Source organism: Thermogemmatispora onikobensis, assembly GCF_001748285.1.
GTDB classification, from domain to species: Bacteria; Chloroflexota; Ktedonobacteria; order Ktedonobacterales; family Ktedonobacteraceae; genus Thermogemmatispora; species Thermogemmatispora onikobensis.
This window is the reverse complement of the sequence record NZ_BDGT01000018.1, coordinates 15,291-37,450: the sequence shown is the minus strand read 5'-3', so window position 1 is coordinate 37,450 and position 22,160 is coordinate 15,291. Positions and strand designations below refer to the sequence as shown.

Here is a 22,160-nt window from a genome sequence, read left to right as displayed (position 1 = left end):
CGAAGGAGCAAATAGTCTCTCATCGTCCTAACCTGGCTTGCAGGCGCTGTAACATGGCCTGAGCCGCCTGATTGGTGGGCATGGCCCCAACGACATAGCGGCACTCGCGCAGTGCATCGCCGAGCTTGTTCTCCCGCTCATAGACCTGGCTCAAGAGGAAGCGCGTCTGATGATCCGCGGGATTGATAATCAGGACCTGCACAAAGCTCCGCTCAGCCAGTGGTAGCTGATTGAGTCGCCAGGCCAGCTGGCCGATCTCATAGTGCAAAGCGACGAGCAGATTCGGAACCTTGGGAGCGAGCCGCAGGGCTTCTTGAAACTCCCGTAAGGCAGGCTCAAACTGATTCAGCCGCTCGTAGCACTGCGCCAGGCGTTGGTGGGCTTCGAAATCATTGGGATTCAGGCGCAGAGACTGCGTATAGGCTGTGCTGGCATCACCTGGGCGCATGAGGATGAAATGATAGACATCCCCAACCAGCTTATGCGTCTCAGCATCATTGGGATTGAGCTGAACTGAGCGGTTGTACGCTTGAATCGCCCGCTGAGGATCAGGCGGCTGACGGCGCGCAAAAACCTGCCCAAAGATCTTATGGACCAGGGCATTGTTTGGCTCCAGGGCATAAGCCTGCTGGACAGCAGCATAGGCAGCTTCGATTCGCCCAGCCTGCAGCTGAGCCTGCGCTGTGAGAATGAATTGCCCGGCTGGGCCGGTGGTACCACCGACTGGCAGCGCCACCTGCCCCGGCGTCGCCGGCACAGCTGCTATTGTTGGCGGCACGCTGCTCGCCAACGGCGGCGTCACTTTGATCGGCGGCAGACTCAGAATCGCCCGCTCCATCTCCGCCGCGTTCGACCAGCGCTGCTCTACGCTGGGCGCCAGCGCCTTCATGATGACTTGCTCAAACTCGGGTGAGACATCGGGGCGCAAGCTCCTCACTGGAGGGAACGAGAAGATCGTCGGCCTATTGTTGGCCGCATCGTGATGCGTCAGGAGGCGATGCAAAGTCGCCCCCAGGGCATAGATGTCGCTGCGCGGTTCCGGCATCCCATGCAGCTGCTCCGGAGGCGCATAGCCAATGGTCATGATGATGGTGGCCTGGCGCTGCGACTGGAAGGTACGCGCAATCCCAAAGTCTATGAGCTTGATCTCATCACGATCCGTGACCATGATGTTCGACGGCTTCAGATCACGGAAGATAATCGGCGGATTCTGGCGATGCAGGTAGCTCAGAACGTTGCAGATCTGCTGCGCCCAGCTCCTGGCGCGCGCCTCGGGGACACCCCGCGCACCGTTAAGCCCCACAACATTCCCTTCCTCCTCCAGCACTTTGGCCAGCGTGCGCCCTTCAATGAAGTCCATCACCAGATAATGGCGCCCCTCTTCCACAAAGAAGTCGCGTACGCGCGGGATACAGGGATGATTCAAATCAAGCAACAGGGTTGCTTCTCGTTTGAACCACTCGACTGCCTGGTTCCTCTCCACCTCGCTCTGAAAATCGTCCAGCATTTCTTTGACCGCACAGGGACGCTCAAAGCGCAGATCGATCGCGCGATACACAGCTCCCATACCGCCCGCCGCCACCAGATGCTCAATTCTATAGCGCCCATTCGACAGCAAGACCCCAGGGCTGAGGCGCATCACCCCAGCCCCCGATGCTGCTGACCCGGCACTCGCCGGCATCACACTACCAGCCCCAACCGCCGCCGGAGCTCCCGGCGGCGGGGGCAACCGAGGTCCGCTCTCGCCTTGCCCGCTTGAAGGTGTTGCTGCATTCCCGGCAGACACGACTTCTCTGGGATCAGAGTGATTGCTAGCCATCTTTCCTTACACCGCTTCTTAATGCAGCCCAGAATTCTCTTGAAAGGGTCGCCCCTTGCCCTTGCATTCACGCAAGGCGTATCGACCCTGCTCTGCTGGCCTGTCCACCACTCCGTTGTCTCCAAGCCCCTGCCACTGGCTATCCTCTTTATCAGGTTCGCCCCTGCTCCCCTCTCGACCCTTCTCTCGCCCCCAGCCTACCAGCTCAGGCTTCCTGGTTTTCCAGGAAAAACGCTCGCTCGTTGCTCATGGTGCTGGGCGCATTATAGCACATTTTCACTGAACAGGAAGTAAGCTATTGTACTATCTCTATGTGAACCCTGCACAGCTCAGCCGCCCCATGCCCGGCAAGTCCGCACTGCTCCACCTTCCTGGGGACCGGCTGAGCCAGCCACAGCCCATAAGGCCGCCACCTTACTCGCCAGCTTCTGGCCACGTCGGCAGGGCACGCTCGCTGACGGCAGCCGCGTGAGCTGGGAAGCCTTCAAATTCTGCCAGCGTCCGCGTTGTCTCTTCTAACGCACGGTACCCTGTAGCTGTCACATAGGCCACGCCCGTGCGCTTGAGAAAATCGTGAACCGAGGTTGCCGAAAAGGTGTGAGCAAAGCCGCCGGTTGGCAGAATGGCGTTGGTGCCTATGCAATAGTTGCCGAGACAGATGGGGGTCGCAGGTCCTACGAGAATCTCCCCCGCGTTTCGTAGGCGCGTCAGTAGAGCGAATGGCTCACGTACCTGAACCTCCAGATGCTCAGGGGCATATTCGTTGACAAAGTCCACAGCCTCATCCATACTGCCCGTCAGGATGATCCCCCCTGTCCCTTTCTCTTCCTCCAAGACCGCGCGGCAGAAGGCGCGCCGCCACTCAGGCAGGGCCGCAATTTTGGCCGGCAAGAGCCGGCTGACCTCCTCCGCCAGGGTTCGAGCAGGGGTGACCAGGAGACTGGAAGAATCGGGTCCGTGCTCGGCCTCGATGAGCAGATCGCGCGCGACCAGCTCGGGGTCAGCGCTGTCGTCGGCCAGGAGAATAGCCTCACTGGGTCCTGCCGGGAGTCCGACGTCAACGACCCCGTAGAGCAGCCGCTTAGCAGCCGCGACATAGCCGCTGCCAGGCCCTGTAATCTTATGTACCCGCGGGATGGTCTCAGTACCATAAGCGAGGGCCGCTATGGCCTGCGCACCACCAACGCGATAGATCTCGTGCACACCGCAGAGATCGGCAGCCACCAGAGAGGCGGCATCGATCTCACCATCGGGACCAGGTGGGGTACAGACAACGATCCGCGGTACGCCGGCAATGCTGGCAGGGGCAGCCAGCATATACATGACGGAGGGGAAAGCCCCTTTGCCACGTGGGACATAGAGGCCGACACTGCTGATCGGCGTCACCAGCTCCCCGGCCATGACCCCCGGCATTACCTGGGTATACCATTGCTCTTGCGGCAATTGCCGTTGATGAAAGACCTTGACATTGCGAATGGCCTGTTCAAGCGCAGCGCGCACACGACTATCGAGTTGACGATGAGCGCGCTCTCTCTCCTCAGCACTCACTCGCAGACGCGCTGCGCTCAGCTGAACGCCATCAAAGCGCGCTGTATACTCCAGAACCGCGGCGTCGCCACGCGCGCGCACATCCTCCACGATTGGCCGCACGCGCTCCGCTACCTCTTCTATGCGCAGCTCGGCGCGACGCAGTAGACGCCGGCGCTGAGCTGCATCCATTGTCGCCAGCTCATAGAAATGCACCATTACCTACCAGCCTCTGACGAAAAGATTCCGTTTTCTGCTTGCTGCTGATCTCCCTACGACGTTCGCTCGTTGAAGATCTCTCCTCTCTTCGGCTCAGACCATTGCAGCACCTGAACCGCGCGCCTGAGAAAGGGCGTCGGCACGCTGCGCGGCAGCAATATCGCGCTTCATCCAGCGAGCCCCGAAGATGCCAACCAGTCCGGCCAGCGTCAACATCGGTACACAGGTCATCAACAGCGCCAGGCGTAGATCCTGGCCAGCTACATCGTGCGCAAAATGACCACCGTTTGTCGGATCGAAATGCTGGGCCAGCACCCCTATCAGCGATGGGGCAAAGGCGTCGCCGAGCAAGTGAGCCAGAAGCAGCGCCAGAGCAACCGCCGAAGCGCGCAAGGCCGAGGGCACAGTATCCTGAATGGCCGCCGTGCAGGGCCCATTATAAAGCAAGATGAGCATCGCCGTAATAAAGAAAAAGACCATAAAGGCGGTGGTACTATGCACGGTTACCGCCAGGGCGAAGCTTGGGGCGCAGAGCAAAAAGCCAATCCCGCAGACAAGAATACGCGCCCCCGGGTGGAAGGTATTCAGAATATCTGCCAGATAACCACCGATGATCATCCCCGCAATGCCCGCGATGACTACCACCACGCCTGAGAGCGTCGCCGCCTGCGCCACTGTCAGCCCCAGAGCATCCTTCTGATGCAGATAGATCGGCAAAAAGGAGACACTCGCTCCCTGAGCGTAGAAGGCAAAGACCTGGACAAGTGTCAACACAACCAGGCTGCGAATGCGCAGCAGGGAAGTGAAGTCCCCCCAGAGCTGTCGCCAGGAGAAGGGCAATCGCTGCCCTGCTACCACAGGCGGAGAGGACTCAGTGACCACTGCCTCTGTAAGAGAAGAGCTTCCTTCTTCTCCGGCGTTGGCCCCTGTCTCTTCAGCCTGGGCAGTGCTGGCTTGCCAGCGCAGCACCAGAAAGAGGCCGCCGATGGCCAGCAGGGCAATGACCAAGACCAGCACCAGCCCGATAGTCATAAAGGTCAAGGCTACCTTCCAGTCCTTGAGGACCATGCCAGTGACTACTCCACCTAAGATGAAGCCTCCTAAGAGATAGATCAGCGCGTTGACCACTGACCTCCAATGCGTAAGCACAAGATCGTAGCCGGCCCGGAGGCTCTCCTCCTCTAACTCCTGTGGCTCATCGACCTGCCCCCCCTCTTCCCCCTCCAGTTCATCAGCTTCATTGCGTCGCGGCTCACGTAAGCGCCAGGCCAACAGGGCGAGCACGAGGCCTGGAATCCCTGAGATAAGAAAAGCGAGCCGCCAGCTCCCTCGCCCCAATCCTGCAATGACGCCACCGAGGATGAAACCCACCATCAGACCAATCAGCGAGCCTGCTCCCCAGCGACTCATGACCCGGGCCCGCTTCTTACGACTATAGTAGTCGCTCAGTAAAGCTGTGCCCGCTGGATAGTAACCGGCCTCGCCGACGCCCAAGACCATGCGAGACAGAAAGAGGGCAATAAAGTTGCTGGCCAGGGCAGTAAAGGCCGTGGCCAGGCTCCAAATAGCCACGCAGAGCGCCACTACATTCTTGCGCCGCGTGCGATCTGCCCAGATGCCAAAAGGCAGCGTCCCTAGCGTGTAGACAATCAGAAAGGCTGAGGCAATGTAGCCAAGCTGGTCTAAGCCCAGTCCCAGCTCTTGGCCAATGGTCGTAGAGGCTCCTGTGAAAACATAACGATCCATGTAGTTGAGGAAATTAATGGAGAACATGATCGCAAAAGCGTAGGTCGCATAGCCCGAGGTGCGCCGTTTCGCGGCTCCCAGGTCGGCACTGACTGAGGGAGCAAATGGTTTCATGGACAACCTCCTCAGAGGGAGATAGGCAAAGAAGCCGAACGACAACCGCAAAGGGACTGACCTGAGCACCACTCTATCACAGATTTGGGACGGTGGGAAGGGAGGGACTATCAAGATTTCGTTCCAGGCGCAGCATTTCAAGAAAACTCCAGGTTTTCAAGTCGCGTTCCAGATGAAATCGGAGGAGATCATGCATCACACGCTCGATCTCTAGCAGCAGCGGAGCATTGAGACGCCAATGAGGAACAGCCTGCCACTCACTACGCTGCAGGACGCGCAGCACGTGCAGCGCCTTCACAGAGAGGGGACGAGTCCAGAGGCGCGAGCAGCGAGGACAAAGGGCGCCGCCCAGGGAAGGAGAGAAGCCATTTTGTTCGGGACGCAATTCGGCAGCACAATGAGCGCAAGCGCGGAAGGCCGGCTCGTAGCCAACCTGACTTAAAAGATGGATCTCGAAGTAGCGCAGCAGCAATTGCGAAAGTGTGTGGAAGGAATCATCTGCCTGACCAGTTGACTGCTTCTTCTGAGAGTGGGCGGCATCGGCATCGAGCGCACGCAGCATCTCTAGCATAAGGAAGTAGACCCGACTCTGCTGCGTATGCTCCTCCAGAAAACGGTCCACCAGCTCAGCCAGATAGAAGCCGCAGGTCATGTGCCATTGGCTCATGCGCAGATCAAGGAAGCTCTCGCGGCTCTCTGCCTGCGTCACAATATCCAGGTCGCGCCCGAGGGCGAGCTGCAACTGACTATGGCAGAGGAGTTCTAGATGGCCAGCAAGCTTACTGGTCGGGCGACGTATCCCCTTGGCCACTGCCTGCATCTTGCCATGAGTTGGAGTGAGGAGAGTTACAATGCGGTCTGCCTCACCGAGGTTGATCCGTCTGAGGACGATTGCTCTTGTGGAGTAGCTACGCTGCTGTCGCATGCGCTGGAGTCCTTAGCAACAAAAAAGACGTGATCGCAGAGCATCACGCCTTTCCATGAGAGAAGAGGAGGAGGCGACGAGCGGATTCGAACCGCTGATCGGGCTTTTGCAGAGCCCTGCCTTACCACTTGGCCACGTCGCCGCACCTGGAGCGGGAGACGGGATTCGAACCCGCGACATCTTCCTTGGCAAGGAAGCGCTCTACCACTGAGCCACTCCCGCATATCTGGTTAGAGGGAGTTCTCTAACCTTGTGCCATTAAGATAGCACATCTCCGGTGATTTGTCAACGGGTTTTGGCCCAGATTCCAGAAATTTCTCAGCTAGCGTTGGAGAGGGAGACCTGTTTGTTCCGAGAGCCAGGGCCACTGTTGGAAGTAGCGCGGCGATTGCTGGCCCATCAGGTTACTGTCAGCGTTTTGACTGGTGGAGTTCCCGCAGGTGGAGGCGCTGCAGATGTGTTGACAGGAAGGGATCGCCTCGTATCAACCAGCCTCAGCTAGCCAGAGAGAGCCTCGTCGGCCTGCTCCTCTCCATCCTCGTATTCGTAAAGTATGCTGGCAGCGGCCACCAGAGCCGCCGTTTCCGCCCGGAGGATACGGGGGCCGAGTGAGACAACGAGAGCGCCATGCTCACGAGCCAGAGCCACTTCCTCGGGGGCCAGTCCGCCCTCGGGTCCGATAAAGAGGGCCACAGTGAACGGCCCATGTAGCCCAGCCTGGCGTGTCTGTCGCAGCCGAGTGCGCAGAGCTGTGCGCAGACTGAGCTTTCTTTCTTGCTCCCACGGCATCACGATCAGGGCGTCAGGAGGAAGCTCAGCTAAAGCCTGGGGGAGGCTGCGTACGGAGAGCAATTCGGGGAGACGGGACCTGCCACATTGTTCCGCCGCTTCCTGGAGAATACGTTGCCAGCGCTGGACCTTCGTCGTCCCCAGCGCCTCCTGTCCACTCTGCGATCGCTGGCAGCGGAGCGGGACAAAAGCGCTGACACCCAGCTCTGTCCCTTTCTCCAAAATCCACTCGAAGCGGGCTGACTTCAGCAGTCCCTGATACAGCACTAGCCGGAGGCAGCCCTCACTACGGCCCTTACGCCGCTCGACGACCTCCACCTCAACCCCAGAGCGCCCAGTGTGAACAATCCTCGCCTCGATTTCGTCACCACTGTTATCCAGCAGGACCACACGCTCACCGGGGGTGAGTCGCAAAACATCACGAACCTGATGAGCTACTGCTGCGGGCAACATCACCCGGTACAACGAGGAATGGTTAGTCTGGGCTACTAACTCAGGCGAGACAAAGAAACGGTGCATGATCGCCTATCAGGTTAGGCTGGCTTGCGCATGACAAAAAGCAACCAGTCGTTGGTCTGCACAGTGGCCATTGGACAAAGCCCGGCTGCCTGGAGCGCCTCCTCAACCTTATCTCGATGCTCCTGCAGTACCCCGCTGGCTAGCAGCAGGCCACCAGGAGCCAGGACGGTCGCCATAAAAGGGGCCAGAGAGCAGATCACGCCAGCCAGAATGTTCACCACCAGCAAATGATAGCGACCGGCCAGGGCCAGGCTGCTTTCTTCGTCGAGTGTTCCGTGAATCACCCGAATGCGTTCGCTGAGATGGTTGCGCTCCACATTCTCGCGGGCGCTCTCGACAGCAACATCGCTAATATCGTAGGCGTCGACTTCGTCAGCCCCCAACAGGGCGGCGGCCAGGGCCAGGATGCCCGAACCAGTTCCCAGGTCAAGGACACGCATACCCGGCTGTACGCGCCGTTCCAGCTCTTCCAGACACATTCTGGTGGTCGGATGGAGACCAGTGCCAAAGGCCATGCCCGGATCGAGCGTCATGACCACCTCGCCCTCAGCGGGCCTGTACTCGCGCCACGAAGGGCAGATGACCAGGCGGCGGCCAATATGTGTCACATGATAGGACTCCTTCCAGGCGTTGGCCCAGTCCTCTTCGCGGATCAGGCGCGTCTCTAGCTCTCCAACAAGCCCGGCTCCGATGCTGGCAAGATGCCATAGCCCCTCAGCAATCCGCTGTTGGGCCTCCTCCTCTTTGCCATCAACCGCCAGATAGGCATGAATCTTGACAGGATGGCCAGGGAGAATGCGATACTCCTGCCCATCATCAAGCAGTTCGATCGGTTCTTCAATGGCCACACCACCATGCGTATAGCGCATGAGGAGTTCACTGACGGACTCAACCGCCTCGGGGTGCGCCTGCACCGTTAATTCTATCCACTGCATCGCATCTCGATCCTCACCTTAAATCGGGTAATGCCCTCTCACTCTTATCCCAAGGGTCGCGCGATATTCTATTATGCCATCAGGAGAGCGCGCACGCAACGCGCTTCCCCACCCCTGGCGGATCAGGCAGGGAGATCGGTGACAATCCCTGCCACCCAGTCTGGCCCTCCTATCTCTGGGGCTTGGCCTCCAGGAGACCAGCCAGGTGGCAGCGCGATTCTTTAATTCTACCCGCCCCTCGCCCTTCCTGGCAGCCTCTCCAACTACCAGGCAGCGCCAGGCACCCGGCTAAGGCCCTCGCCTGGCTAAAAAACTGTCGGTTCTGTATACTCACCAAAGACCGAGCGGAAGACATCCATGATCTCGCCCAGAGTAGCATAGGCTCTCACGGCCTCAATAATGGCCGGCATCGTGTTCTCTCTTCCTTCAGCCACGCGCCGCAGGTTGTCGAGAGCTTTCCTGACTGCCGCTTGATCTCGCTCTCTGCGCACACGGTTTAAGCGCTCCAGATGGACGCGCTCCCCCTCACGATCGATGTAGAGCGTGGGAACCTTCATCTCCTCTTCCATGACGTACTTATTCACGCCAACAATGATGCGTTTGCCTTGCTCAATCTCTTGTTGATAGCGGTAGGCTGATTCGGCAATCTCTCGCTGGAAGAAGCCATTCTGGATACAGGCCAACACTCCCCCCAGCTCTTCGATCCGCCTGATATACTCCCACGCCGCCTGCTCGGTCTCATCGGTGAGCTTCTCGATAAAGTAGGAGCCTCCCAGCGGGTCAACCGTGTTGGCGACCCCACTCTCGTGGGCAATAATCTGCTGGGTACGCAGAGCAATCAGGGCTGCCTTCTCGGTGGGAAGCGCCAGCGCTTCGTCGAGGGCGTTGGTGTGGAGCGACTGCGTGCCTCCGAGAACTGCGGCCAGCGCCTGAATGGTTGTGCGTACGATATTGTTCTCCGGTTGTTGAGCGGTGAGGGAGACCCCCGCCGTCTGAGCGTGACAGCGCAGCAGCCAGGAACGCGGATTTTTGGCTCCGTAGCGCTCGCGCATGAGTTTCGCCCAAATGCGGCGCGCCGCGCGGAATTTGGCGATCTCCTCGAAGAAGTCATTATGGACATCGAAGAAAAAGGAGAGTCGCGGCGCGAATTCGTCAATCTTGAGGCCACGCTGAAGCGCCGCTTCTACATAGGTCATGCCATCGGCAATGGTGAAAGCCAGCTCCTGGACGGCAGTGGCGCCTGCTTCGCGGATATGATAGCCACTGATGCTGACGGTGTTCCAGCGCGGCATGTGGCGCGCGCCAAATTCGATGGTGTCGACGACGAGCCGAAGGGAAGGCTCGGGAGGAAAGAGAAACTCTTTCTGAGCGATGTATTCTTTGAGGATGTCGTTCTGTAGAGTGCCTCCCAGCTTCTCACGCGAATACCCCTGCTTCTCGGCGTTGACGATGTACATGGCCCAGATGACTGCCGCCGGGCTGTTGATGGTCATGGAGGTGGTAATGCGATCAAGCGGCAGATCCTTAAAGAGGATTTCCATGTCGGCCAACGAGGAGACTGCTACGCCACATTTGCCAAACTCACCGGCTGCCATCGGATGATCAGTGTCGTAGCCGTAAAGTGTGGGCATGTCAAAGGCGGTTGATAGACCTGTCTGTCCCTGCTGCAGGAGATACTTGAAGCGCGCGTTTGTATCTTCAGCTGTGCCAAAGCCGGCAAACATCCGCATGGTCCAGGGCTTGGCCCGATACATTGTCGGCTGTACACCGCGGGTAAAAGGGTACTCGCCCGGCAGGCCGGTATCGCGCATGTAATCCAGGTGGGCCACATCTAGCGGGGTGTAGACGCGCTTGATGGGTACACTGGAGGTGGTCATGAGGTGCTCTCGCTCGGGCATGCGCTCAAGCGACTGTTTGAGCGTGGTCTCTTCCCAGCGCCGTTGCTCGGCTGCCAACCGTTCTAGCTCAGCTGTATCAAAGAGGGTCCCCTGCACAAGGCGGGGTTCCTTACCAATATCCACAGATTCCTGGTCTAGCATGCCGCTCACTCCTCTTCATCGAGAACCCTGCGGGACGGCCTGAGCCGTTGACATTGCCGTCCCCTGGGACGATTTCCACAGTTGTATTGTACCATAGGGGTGGCCTCTAAACGCCCCTCTTCTCCCCAGCGATGGCCCTTTTCTTCTCTATCTCTCCCACTTCCCTCCGTGTTACACTGAGTTTGGAGGGATCATATGAAACAAGCAGAGCAGAAATCGACGGCTGGTCCAGGCCAGACGGCCATGCTACCGGAAGAGCAGATTACTGCTTTGCCTGCCGCAGGCCGCGACCTCTTTCTGGTCAGTACAGCTCATGCCTTTATTCATGCTATTACAGTCTTGATGCCTCTCGTTTACCCCCTCATCCAGGAGGAGTACCATCTCAGCTATACCCAGATTGGCCTGGTAGTCGCTCTTCCCAATGCTCTCGGGGGCCTTCTCCAGGTGGTTTTCGGCCTGGCGAGTCGTTATATCCTGCGCAAGGTGTTGCTTGGCGTCGGCGCTATCCTCGGTGGCCTGAGCACCTTGCTGACAGGGACCATCAACGGCTTCTGGCCCTTGATGGTCTGGAGTACGGCTTTTCGGCTGGCTACCGCTCCTCAACACCCCGTTGGCAGCTCTTATCTGACTGATCGCTACGGCCAGCGCCGGCATGGCTATGCTTTGGCCTGGCATATCGCCGGCGGCAATATCGGCACGCTGGCCGTCCCTTTTATCGCCGGCCCACTGCTCGGGCTTTGGGGCTGGCGTCCTTTGCTCTATGTGGCCGCTTTGCCAGGCATTTTGATTGGCATCGCTATTCTGATTCTGCTTGAGGAGAGGGGACCACTCGACCGGCGTAGCCGCCTCCGGCAGCAGACAGCAGAAATAGGGCCTCAACCTGCTCACAGCCTGGCCTTGCGCGGGAGCGAGCTGCTCCAGACAGGCAAAAGTCTGCTGCTTCCGCTGCGCGACCGTACACTGCTGATTATCATGGCTGTCTCTATTATTGCCGCTGGCGGTCGTGGTCTGGGCAATGTTACGACCTATGTCCCCCTTTATTTACAGAATGTGCGCCATGTTGATAGCCGTCTCCAGGGTCTCCTTTTGACTTTGTTACTGCTCGGAAGCGTCATTGGCCCACTGCTAGGTGGCCGCCTCTCCGACCGCCTGGGGCGCCGCCCGATGCTCTATCTCTTCTATGGAGCCTCGGCTCTAACGACGCTCCTCTTTATTGAGCTGGCTCGCCCCGGTATGCCTTTCTGGCTGATCCCACCGGCTTTGTTGCTGATGGGCCTTGCTGTCTACGCCGAAGCTCCCTTACTCCAGGCTTACCTGGCAGATTCGGCCAGCCGCGATTTGCGCGACAACGCCTTCAGCCTCTATTTCGCGCTGGCCTTTGGCGTTGGCTCCGCCTGGGGTGGCATCGTTGGCTGGCTTATTGATCAGTTTGGCTTCCAGTTTGCCTTTATGGTGATGGCCCTCTCCTATCTCCTGGCAGGAAGCTTGCTGACTTTGATTCGTCAACAGCCAATGGCCAGCCAGCGCTGACCGATGCGCTGGCTCTTTGCGATTCGTAGCCGGAGCGTCTCCTGGGTCCTTCTGCTACAACGCACGCAAGGAGGGCTGCTAGACAGGCTGGGTCACCGCTAGCAGCGCGTTCACGACGCATCCCATTGCCTCTGAGGTGAAATAGTCTTCTGTGCCGATCCCGGCACCCGGTTTGCTGACGTAGATCTGAAAATCGGTTCGCAGACGGTAGAAGTAGCCATGATAGGTATGCTCATAAAATGGTCCCAACAGTAAGGCGATAAGAGTACGTTCCTCGTTGAGGAAGGGGAGTGTGACCTGGGCATTATAGAGCTGTAGGCCGCTTAGCGTGAGACACTGAGCACGTGTTTCTTTATAATCCTGGATAACGCTCCCATTACTCAGATGAAGAGCAAAGTAAAAGCCGCCTCGCTGCTTGTCCCAGAGACCACTGGTGGCGAAGAGGCTCTGGAGCAACGTGCTTGCGAGTGAAAGATACTGGCGTTGGCCGGTGAGATGATAGGCCAGGGCCAGTGCGGAGACCGCCTCTCCTTCGGAAGCTGCTCTGACTTGATCGCTTTGGGGCTGGTCAGGGCCTGCTGGCTCGACCACCATGCTTTCGTAGAGTAAGTGTCTGTGAGGATCAAAGGCGACGCTGACGACGTGTTGCAGGGTTCGCTCGCCGGCCTCCCTCCAGGCTGGCACCCGCCAGCGCTTTCCTGCATCGATGAGAGCAACACCACACTCTAGCGTATGGACTGTGCTATAGTCAGGTAGTCGATGACGTCGGTCATAGACTGTCCCTACCAGCGGATCATACCAAAAGCGATAGAAACGCTCGGCCAGAGCACGGGCCTCTTGCAGTAGAGGAGCATCCGGCAAGGTGAGCGCCGCTGAGAGGAGCGAGAAGTAGATCCAGCCTTTGGGCAGGTTGTAATGCTGAAAATCGATCCTGACCACAGCCAGTATTCGCTGCAGGTCGGCTTGATAGGTTCTTTTTCCAGGGTTGCGATGCTGATAGGTGCTCAAGGCATTCAGATAGAGCAGATCAACCTGGGGATCATGCTTTTTCAGCGTCTCTTCTTGCGGCCCAGGCCCAGGTCGAATGGCATTGACACGCTCTGGATGGGTCATCTTCCAGTTGATGAAGAGACCGCCAGTGCGCTGGCCATGCGTTTCGGCCAGGGGATTCCAGGCATGCTGATGCATGCTCTCCAGCACCTGGTTGATCACTGTCTCAACCTGCTCGCGCCACCCAGGCAACAAGGCCAGAGAGGTCGCGGCTGCGACAAGGTCCTGGCCTGAGCTGGGGGTGAGACTATCCCCCACGAGCAAGGGTGGATGAGGGAGCTGCTCCCAGAGTGGCGCGCAGCTCACAATGTAGCCAGCCGCGGTCATGATTACCCAGAGCACAATCAGAATCCACACGATAGTCCGCAATAATCGGTATAGCTTCATTTGCATAGAACTAGACCCTCCGAAATAGCTAACCGCCACGCAGATACAGAGCGGATGCATACCCTTCAAAGACCAGGTGCACATCGGGCGGAAAGAGAAAGCGCTTTTTGACAGCAGACTCATATGGCCCGCCATCTGAAACTATCCAGACCCGCGGGTGCTCAGCCAGCACCGCCGCGAAGTCCTCTTGGTTGAGGAGCGCCTCCGCCGCAGAGGCGGTCTCTATGATATGCCCGCGCTGCTCCATGAGATAGAGGGCGCGGTCGATGGAGAAAAAGTAATCGACCTGCCCCACATAGTAGCGCACGCAGTTGGCAGGTGCTACCGCAATTACCACGTCCCCTCGGCGCAGATGTTGCCGTAGATAGGCTCCGACGAGATCATAGTCGGCGTAATGACGGTGATAGGGCAGGCCCAGCAGCCGGCTCAGAAACAGGTTGCTGGCGCTCATCGCTTTCAACGGCGCAATCAAGAGGAGGGCACACAGCAGACCCGAGCTTCCTATCAAGAACAGGCGCTGTACCGTCGTTACGCGCTTCCAGCTCTGGTCAGGCGGTAAGGGGCTTGCCTCTTTCAAGGTCATTGTGAATCTTCCAACAGCCTGTATGAGCTCGCTCGCTCCATAGGCGCTCAGCAGGTAATAGCAAGGGAGCAATGGATAGAGGTAGCGGTCCGCCTGAAGCGTAAAGCCGTAGATCAGCGTCAGCCAGGAAGCTAGCAAAAACAAGAGACAGTAGCAGGCGCGTGGCTCCTTTCTACGGATAGCTTGCAAGCAGCCAAGTATCATGCTCACCGAATTCAGGAAGAGCCAGGGCATTCGTCCATTTGCATCGGGCGAAAGTAGCATTTCCGTATAGAAGATGACATTATTCAAGGTGAATTGGACAAGAGGGCGCTGCGAGGCATCTGTTCCGAGGAGAGGCGGATGGCTCCCATGAGCTAGCAGGAGCTGAATGCCGATACCAATGCCAGCGAGCAGGCCAGCTCGTTGCCAGGAGGGCGAGCAACAAAGGGCTGCCAGGCTGAGCCGGGCCCGGTCTCTGCAGCAGAGAGCGCAGAGCAACAGGGCTGGCAGGATGATAAAGGTCTCCTCATGGCTCAGGTAGGTTGCCAGCAGGCTGAGCGCCACTCCATAGATGAGGCGAGAGCGCGCCTGGCGTTGTAGACAGCTATAAAAGAGCAGCAAGGTCAACAGGGTGAGAAGCTGTGCTTGCTGGTACATGCGCATCTGACGCGACCAGACCCAGGCCAGGGGTGAGCAGGCCAGCATAGCCGTAGCTAACCAGGCTACGCGGCGGGAGAAGAAGTAGCAGCCTGCCAGGTAGAGCAGGGGCAGGCAGAGAAGGTACTCTCCAACGCTGATGGCGCGCGTTATCTCTGGACGGTCTCCGAAGAGCAGGCTCCAGCCGGCCAATAGATAGGAATAGAGTTCTGCCTTGGTGTAGAGAAAACCCGAAGGGAAGCTTGGCCAGCCGGTGGTCAAAATGCCGCGCGCTGCATAGTAGCTAGAAAGCTCATCTTGCCAATAAGGCTCATAAGAGAGTTGATAGCCTGAGAAGAGGACGGCTATGGCCAAGAGCGGGAGCATGGCCATCCAGAAGCGCCAGGACTGCCAGGAGGGATGATGGCGCCCCAACAGATAGCCAGACAAACGCTCCCGGCCTTGAGAGCCTACCTCAACGCACTTCTCTTTCTCGACCTCGCTGAGGCTGCTCTCTTTTCTCTGCTCGGCAGCTGTCTGACCGGCCTGCAATCGGCGACCGGCTCTCCAGATTGCCCAGGCCAGCACAGCGTAGTCAAGCAAGAGGAATGCGCCTAGAAACCAGAGCCAGAACCAGGTATACGGCCAGAGGTGTGGGAGAGCCGGAACGCAGGCCAGTACTATCAAGAGTGCTGCCAGAGTGAGCGGTGGGACCACGGCCAGACTCAACCGCCGCCAGATCACTCGCGGTACTGTAGAGCATCCAATCGCGAGCCACAAACCTGATCCAAGCCAGGGGAGCCAGACAGTGGCTATTGCTCCGCCAAGGGCGACCCAGCCTCTGGTGGGCATGGAGAGAAGAGAAGGCGAAGCGACCGTCACAGTGGTCAGGTATGGCAGGAGCAAGGGGGCCGAAGGACTTTCGAGAGGGGCTGACGGCCAGCGCTTCAATAGTTGTTCCGCATTCAACTGTCCACAGGCCTGATGATTGGCCAGGCGCCAGGCCACTGATGGCTCCAGCCACAGCGAGCGACCCTCGCTCTTCTCAAGAACAAGATCGGTCAGCACTGCCACCTTCGTGAAGAGGTGCTCCCCCTGCCCTTCGACTGGCGGCACTTGCAGAACCGCATGGATGGCAAGTGTATTATGTCCCGTGTGCAGCCAGGGCGAGATGTCATAAAGCGCGACCGGAAGCCCGGCCAGATAGCCTTCTGAAGAAGGAGACTGCTTGAAAGGCAGAGACTGGACTCCTCCGCTCAGGGTCGTCAGCAACTTCCCATTGAGATAAACACTCGTCCGATCAGGGCTTCCCAGGCGGAGCCAGGCCGTGGTCACTCCCTCGGGCAGATCAAAGAGCCGGGTAAAGCAGGAGTCAGGACTGTCCGCTCTTAGCCAGAGGTGAGGCAAGGGCTGCTCATAGGGACGGGGATCAAATGGGAGATGTGGCTCAGTGCCGGCTGCTTCTGGAAGCACTCTCGCCTGGTGCCAGTCAGTCGCGTCGAAGCCGGCCAGGCTCCAGGCATTGACCGTCACTGCATCACGGCGATGGGCCAGACTGCTTTGAGCAGTGGCGCGCCAGGCCTCTCCCGAGCCATAGCGGTAGGTCCCTGCCTCATTCCTGATCTCTAGTAAGGCCCTCAGAGCCGGTACCTGCAAGTCTCCATTGGCTACGCGCACAGCAATGACGTTTACGCCGATCCGCAACGTGCGGCGTAGATCATAGAGAAAGGCACGAGGGGTGAATTGGCCGCTAGTGTTGCTCAGCGACACGCCATTGACAGCCAGGGTGAAAGTCTGCCGTGCCGCTACCGTCAGCAGCGCTTCCTCCGGCCACGAATTGAGCCGCAGGCTGTAACGGAAGTAGGCGACCGGTGCGCTCCCATCTGCTGCGGTAATCCAGCGGGCTCCTCCCCAACCGGGGTCAAAATCCCCCGGCTGAGGAACCACCGTAACCTGCCAGGTAAACCAGACCGCCGCCAACATCGCCAGCAGCAGGAGGCAGAGAGCACCAGGGCAGGGAAGGAACTGGCGGCACAAGTACCAGCGTTCAAACATAGAACCCTACGACCATCCCTTCTTACTTGCTTATTTGCTGCTCATACAGCAAAATAATCATTTGCTATATTATATTGCTCAATACACTTTAGTGCAAACCAGAGAGAGCCTCTCGCGCCGTGTTATTGTGATAGTCGGGATCAAGCGCGAGTGCTCTCAGCAAAGCCTCTCGTCCCTGAACGGAGCGGCCTAAAGCAATCTCAGCCAGACCCATGTAGGTATAGGCAGACGAACGGAGGTCATTATCGGCGGAGAGCGTCGACGCTCTTCTCATCTCCGTCAGGCAGTCTGGATAGTTGCGAAGCTCGTAGTCAGCGCGCCCAAGAAGGTAGTGAGCATAGAGACTAGCTGGATTGACTTGCGCGAGTCGTCTCAGCCAGACCAGAGCCATACTCAATCGGTGGTTTCGCTCCAGCATATCCGCTGAGAGCGTCCTGGAAGGCCAGGCAGCCTCGACCAGCCCCTCCAGGGCTTCGCTGAGGGCAGTAGTTAGCCACGACTCAGGGGGATCTTGCTGCCGCTGGGTATGGGCCAACCAATGCGGGAAGAGCAGCTGATAGGCACGCAGGTAGGCTCGCTGCTGCAGCAAAGAGTGAGCCGCCGCAAAGCTCACTGCCTCCCTCTGTGAGTGAGCCTCTAACCCGAAGAGGGACTGACCGAGCTGCTCCTCATAGGTCACAGAGTCGACAGTGCCAGGAGCCAGCCAGCGGACTGTCTCCAATCGTCCGAGAGCCTGCTGATACTCACCGGAGGCGATGGCCAGGCTCGCCTGCCATGTAGCCAGCAGAGACCAGAGCGGAGCGCTGAGAACTGGTAGCAGGCCCACTCCTAGCGCTACCGTCACCCAGAGCGGGTGCCAGGCACAGCCCCGGGCAAGCCGCCGCGGCCTTACCTTATCGTCTGATCGTTTGGGGTCTGGCTGCTGGAGAGGGAACCAAAGGCTCAGGCCAATCAAAGGAAGCACAGCCCCTGGGCGAAGCTGATCCACCAACAAGACGAGGCGCCAGTGGAGTGCCGTCATATCGAGGGCGAAAGGAGCCGTCACAGGGAGCCAGTCCCGGGGAAGATTGTAGCCCAAGTGACGCCTGATAAGCAGAGCTTCCAGCTTATGATAAGCCAGCAGATCACCCTGTCGAGTGTCGACAGCAGTAAAGTGCAGCAAGAAGAGGCAGAGAGGCAGTAAACAGCTGGCCCCTGCCAGACGATAGCGCCACAGGCCCTGATGAGCAGAAGGTTTCAGAGCGCAGCCCAAGCAGAGCAAAGCAGCCATGAAAGAGCCTGCGCCAACGCTTGTCAGTGCCGCCCCGATCGTATCGGGAGCGGCCAAAGACCAGGCTGGCACCAGCGGCGTCTGCCAGGGAGAACATCCTCCCTGCAGAGGGTCTGCTAGCCAGGGCAAGCCACTCGCTCCCAGCATCAAGAGGCAGGCCAGCAGAAATCTGCCACGATCAGCTTTCCCTTCCTGCCAGGGCCACTGTCCCAACCACTGCACCAAGGCAGCGATCCTTTGGTGTCTCATTATCATATCCCATCCCTTCCCACGCTGATACAGCGAGTGAACCATCAACCCTTCTCAATCCCTACTACACGTACCTCTTGTCCATCGCGAAGGTCGGCCAGTCCCACCAGGACGACCAGCTCCCCACGGCGCAAGCCAAGGTCAATAAAGATCCGGGTGAATGAGCGAGCGATTACATGGACTGAGCGCAAATAAGCGCGCTCTTGCTTCACAACGAAGACAGCCGGAGCCAGATCCAGATCGAGCACCGCCAGTCGCGGCAGTCCCAAGGCGCTCCCCTTTACAGCAATGCGTACAAAGACACTCATGCCCGGCAAGAGAATCCCGCTCCGGTTATCCAGTACTACCCATACCTCGAAGGTATCGGTCTGCGGATCGGCACGCGGCACAATGGTCAGCACCGTGCCACTAAGAGTCGGTGTCGGCCCTGCGACCGTAAAGACCTCCGCCGCCTGCCCTACATGGACCAGGCCGAGAGCCTTCAGCGGCAGTTTAGCGTGGACTATCACCCTCGATTGATCACTGATTGTGAGCAAGGACGCATTGGCCGAGAAGGACTGACCAGCCACGACATTCACCGCTGCCACAACTCCCCTCAGCGGAGCCACAAGGCAATTCTCCGAAAGGAGGGAAGAGGAACGAGCCTGCATGGCCTCATATCTGCTTCTGGCTAGCGCATAGCGTTGACGCGCTTGAGCCACAACCGTTGCATTGCCGCTGGTCATCACTTCCTGCAAGTAACTTTCCGCAGCTGTTAGCTCGTCCCGGGCCAGCTTTAGCTGTACAGACAACTCAAGTGGATCAAGGCGCAACACGGCCTGACCAGCGCTGACAGCGTCGCCCACCTTGACCAGTACAGCATCAACTTTGCCCGAGAAAGGCAGAGAAAGCACAAGCTGTCTTTGGGGATAGACCAGACCTTCCCCTCCCAGACTCTGATCGTAGTCCTGACCTTGAGGCTGATAAAGGACCACTTCCGGTACAGAGGAGCGCAGGAAGGCCAGCCAGCCAACTAAGAGCAAGACGAACAGGCCACAGCTCGCAAGAACCAATCGTAAGCGCTGACTGCTCCGACGCCGCCAGCTTCCCGGCAGCACCCGCAGGTGCAGAGTGGTGGCCAGCCAGATTGGCTGCTGCGGCGACTCCCCAGCATCCAACAGTGGCAAAGACTGAGGGATGAAGGCCTGTCGAGGCTCCGGAGCAGCGTCCGGACGGGAGCTAGCGCGCTCGCCAGATGCAGCCCCCTCTGCCGACTTTGGAAGGAGAGGCAGAACACGGGTAGTTTCCTCATCGTCGAAGCAAAAACGTACTTGAGACGAAGGCATTCCAACGCCCGGCTTAAACTGGCGCTTTTTGGCAGGCGGCTGAGTCATTGTTTACTTCCTCTCCCTTCTTTGCAAGGCTTGCAAGGCATAGGCCAGCCAGCCCCCAAGCGCCAGAAGCACCCCCTGGGCATCCACACAGGCCGCCAGGACCAGAGCCTTACTCGCAGGTACGTGGTAAAGGGCCAGGATAGCGACAAGGCTCCCCTCACGTATCCCAAGTCCATTGAATAAAGAGAGTGGGAGGGCAGCGGCGAGAGCTACCAGCGGAATGGCGACAAGGTAGCAGGGCAATGGCAGATGGATATCGAGGGCCAGACCATAGCTATAGTAATTCAGCGCAGCCACAACCCAGAAACAGAGGCTGAAGCCCAGGGGAGGCAAGAGAGAAAACGGTTTGGCCACCGCTGCTGTCAGGGCAGCGCCCACAAGACCCAGCTTCCTACCATAGGGAAGGCGAGACAAGGCGCCCGCTTGAGCACACCAGCCAGGCCACCGCCGCTTGCCGCTCAGCCTGGCAACCATAAACAGGCCCGCCAGAGCAAGCGTAATCACCAGGCTGACAGCAGCAGCCACAGCACCCAAAGGGGCAGGCAGGAGCTGCCTCCAGACACAGAGCACCCCCCCAAGCAGCAGACCCAGAGCCAGCAAACCCAGCAAGCGGGCAAGGACCAGGGTGGCTGCCGCCAGCGGATAGGAGCCGAGCGCTTGACCCGAGTAGAGCGCTTTGATGGCATCGCCCCCCATCCCTAGAGGGAGAGAGTGGCTAAAAGCCAGACCTATCAGATAGAGCCTAATCAGCTCGGCCAGATCCAGCTGTCTGCCCTGGGCATGTAACAAAGCACGCCACTGATAGGCACTGATCACTACACCGAGCAGCCCTCCTGACCCTCCCAGCAGCAGACAGGCACAGCTCACCTGACTGTGCGCAAGCTCCGCCCAGTCCGCGGAAGCAGCGAGAGGCTTCCAAAGCAGCAAACAGATGGCAGCCAGGGAGACAGCTCCCAACGCCTGCACACCCAAAGCGCGCCGCCAACCAGGTCCCCTACTCAAGGCCGACCCCGCAAAGCAGCTACTCTGCCCGGCACCTTTGCCCTGGGAGAGGCAGCCTCCAGGCGGAACAGAGACAGAGGAACCATCGGCTGCCGCTCCTGTGCGCTCAGCAGGGGAGGGGAGGGAAGTCTCCTGCTCCAGCGGGCACAGTCTGATACGCGCTAATCTCCTCGCCGATGGGGGGGGAGGTGGGGACGAAGGCATCGTCCCCACCCTTTTGAGGGGCCCAACAAGGATGGACAAGGATGGAAATGGTGGTCTACTTATCATTGTCGCTCTCCCCCAGCCGTTGGCTGATAGAGTCCAAAGGCCAGCCGAGATAGGGCCGAGAAGCCAGGCCGCGAGTGTACGAGATCACATAATCCAGCTCGCGTCTCAACCCTTCGCGCAGCCCTATCCGTGGAGAGAAGCCCAGAACATAGTTGGCCTGTGAAATGTCTGCGAAGGTATCATGGGCCTCGCCCCGCTGGTCATCGAGGAACTTCACCGGCAGAGGCATGCCACTCATCTCCTTCAGCAGATCGATGACCTCGCGAATGCTGACCCGAGCGCCCCCCGCAATATTAAAGACCAGGCCCACCGCCGCCGGGGCGACTGCCGCCAGCAAATTTGCCTCTACAACATCATCCACATAGGTCACATCTCGTGTCTGGCGACCATCGCCGTAGACGAGAGCCGGCTGCTGGTTGATCAGTGCATAGCAGAAGCGGTAAAAGGCCATATCGGGGCGCTGGCGGGGGCCATACACAGTAAAGTAGCGAAGAATGACCACCGGCAGGCCACAGTTACGGTGATAGAGCATACACAACTGCTCGGTGGTCGCCTTGGTCACCCCATAGGGCGAGACAGGCCGCAAGGGAGTCGCCTCCTTCACTGGCAAGCTGGTCGCCTCACCATAGACGGATGAAGAGGAGGCACAAACGAAACGTCGCACGTTCCCTACGCGGACAGCATCCTCCAGCAAGCGCTGGGTCGCCAGCACATTGGCATCAACATAGCGCACAAATTCATTACCCCACCCCTGGCGTACCCCAGCCTGAGCAGCAAGGTGAAACACCCAGTCCACCCCATCCAGGAGTGAGACCAGAGGCAGTCGGAGCAGATCGCCCTCGATAAAGTCGAAACGATTGGATGTCAGCATCCCTTGAATATTTCGCTCCTTGATCTGGCGCGGATAAAAATCAGTAAAAGCATCGATACCACAGACCTCATGTCCCTCAGACAGCAGGCGTTCAGCCAGATGGGAACCAATAAAACCAGCTACACCTGTAACAAGACAGCGCATACGTTCACCTCCACCACATAGTTTGGCTCACAAAATGAGCCACAGAAACAATCAAAAGGATACAAATCCTACAATATTTAGAAAATGAAAAAGGGAACTACTTTGCATAGCGTTAGAGCACATACT

Annotated in this window: 14 protein-coding genes and 2 tRNA genes; 1 reads left to right on the top strand and 15 read right to left on the bottom strand. The window is 58.6% G+C overall.

Going from position 1 to position 22,160, the window contains the following annotated elements; all coding sequences use genetic code 11:
- Window positions 1–19: 19 nt before the first annotated feature.
- The 9 genes from BGC09_RS09930 to BGC09_RS09890 all read right to left on the bottom strand — a co-directional run bounded on the left by BGC09_RS09930 (window position 20) and on the right by BGC09_RS09890 (window position 10,632).
- Complete coding sequence (locus tag BGC09_RS09930) at window positions 20–1,819, bottom strand: serine/threonine-protein kinase (RefSeq protein ID WP_084658333.1); 1,800 nt, start codon at window positions 1,817–1,819, stop codon at window positions 20–22.
- 414 nt (window positions 1,820–2,233) lie between these two features.
- The gene (gene hisD, locus BGC09_RS09925; RefSeq protein WP_069803823.1) at window positions 2,234–3,565 is read right to left on the bottom strand and encodes a histidinol dehydrogenase; all 1,332 of its coding nucleotides are present in this window, start codon (window positions 3,563–3,565) and stop codon (window positions 2,234–2,236) included.
- Between the two features lie 93 nt (window positions 3,566–3,658).
- Window positions 3,659–5,425: an MFS transporter gene (locus BGC09_RS09920; RefSeq protein WP_069803822.1), complete on the bottom strand. Its 1,767-nt coding sequence runs from the start codon at window positions 5,423–5,425 to the stop codon at window positions 3,659–3,661.
- Between the two features lie 76 nt (window positions 5,426–5,501).
- On the bottom strand, window positions 5,502–6,350 hold the full coding sequence (gene recO, locus BGC09_RS09915; RefSeq protein ID WP_069803819.1) for a DNA repair protein RecO: 849 nt from the start codon (window positions 6,348–6,350) through the stop codon (window positions 5,502–5,504).
- 71 nt (window positions 6,351–6,421) lie between these two features.
- A tRNA-Cys gene (locus BGC09_RS09910) sits at window positions 6,422–6,492 on the bottom strand.
- A 5-nt stretch (window positions 6,493–6,497) separates the two neighbouring features.
- Window positions 6,498–6,572, bottom strand: a tRNA-Gly gene (locus BGC09_RS09905).
- A 276-nt stretch (window positions 6,573–6,848) separates the two neighbouring features.
- On the bottom strand, window positions 6,849–7,658 hold the full coding sequence (locus BGC09_RS09900) for a 16S rRNA (uracil(1498)-N(3))-methyltransferase (protein WP_069803817.1): 810 nt from the start codon (window positions 7,656–7,658) through the stop codon (window positions 6,849–6,851).
- A 14-nt stretch (window positions 7,659–7,672) separates the two neighbouring features.
- Entirely contained in the window at window positions 7,673–8,593 is a 921-nt protein-coding gene (gene prmA, locus BGC09_RS09895) for a 50S ribosomal protein L11 methyltransferase (protein ID WP_069803815.1), read from the bottom strand.
- Between the two features lie 305 nt (window positions 8,594–8,898).
- Window positions 8,899–10,632, bottom strand: a complete 1,734-nt coding sequence (locus BGC09_RS09890; RefSeq protein ID WP_084658331.1) for an acyl-CoA mutase large subunit family protein — start codon at window positions 10,630–10,632, stop codon at window positions 8,899–8,901.
- A 195-nt stretch (window positions 10,633–10,827) separates the two neighbouring features.
- Here BGC09_RS09890 and BGC09_RS09885 point away from each other — a divergent pair, with 195 nt between their 5' ends.
- Window positions 10,828–12,162 (top strand): MFS transporter, encoded by a 1,335-nt coding sequence (locus BGC09_RS09885; RefSeq protein WP_069803813.1) that lies wholly within the window; start codon window positions 10,828–10,830, stop codon window positions 12,160–12,162.
- Window positions 12,163–12,240: 78 nt separating this feature from the next.
- On the opposite strand, the gene BGC09_RS09880 is transcribed toward BGC09_RS09885, so the two are convergent.
- The 6 genes from BGC09_RS09880 to BGC09_RS09855 all read right to left on the bottom strand — a co-directional run bounded on the left by BGC09_RS09880 (window position 12,241) and on the right by BGC09_RS09855 (window position 22,034).
- Entirely contained in the window at window positions 12,241–13,605 is a 1,365-nt protein-coding gene (locus BGC09_RS09880) for an AGE family epimerase/isomerase (RefSeq protein ID WP_141727719.1), read from the bottom strand.
- Window positions 13,606–13,627: 22 nt separating this feature from the next.
- A complete protein-coding gene (locus BGC09_RS09875) occupies window positions 13,628–16,855 on the bottom strand; it encodes a glycosyltransferase family 39 protein (protein ID WP_069803809.1) in 3,228 nt (1,075 codons plus the stop codon).
- 88 nt (window positions 16,856–16,943) lie between these two features.
- Window positions 16,944–18,350: a tetratricopeptide repeat protein gene (locus BGC09_RS09870; RefSeq protein WP_069803807.1), complete on the bottom strand. Its 1,407-nt coding sequence runs from the start codon at window positions 18,348–18,350 to the stop codon at window positions 16,944–16,946.
- Between the two features lie 68 nt (window positions 18,351–18,418).
- Window positions 18,419–19,747, bottom strand: coding sequence for an efflux RND transporter periplasmic adaptor subunit (locus tag BGC09_RS09865; protein WP_069803805.1), 1,329 nt, complete (start codon window positions 19,745–19,747; stop codon window positions 18,419–18,421).
- Window positions 19,748–19,750: 3 nt separating this feature from the next.
- Window positions 19,751–20,953 carry a lysylphosphatidylglycerol synthase transmembrane domain-containing protein gene (locus BGC09_RS09860; RefSeq protein WP_245688581.1) on the bottom strand — a complete coding sequence of 401 codons (1,203 nt, stop codon included), beginning with the start codon at window positions 20,951–20,953 and terminating at the stop codon, window positions 19,751–19,753.
- 55 nt (window positions 20,954–21,008) lie between these two features.
- A complete protein-coding gene (locus BGC09_RS09855; RefSeq protein ID WP_069803801.1) occupies window positions 21,009–22,034 on the bottom strand; it encodes a GDP-mannose 4,6-dehydratase in 1,026 nt (341 codons plus the stop codon).
- Window positions 22,035–22,160: the final 126 nt, after the last annotated feature.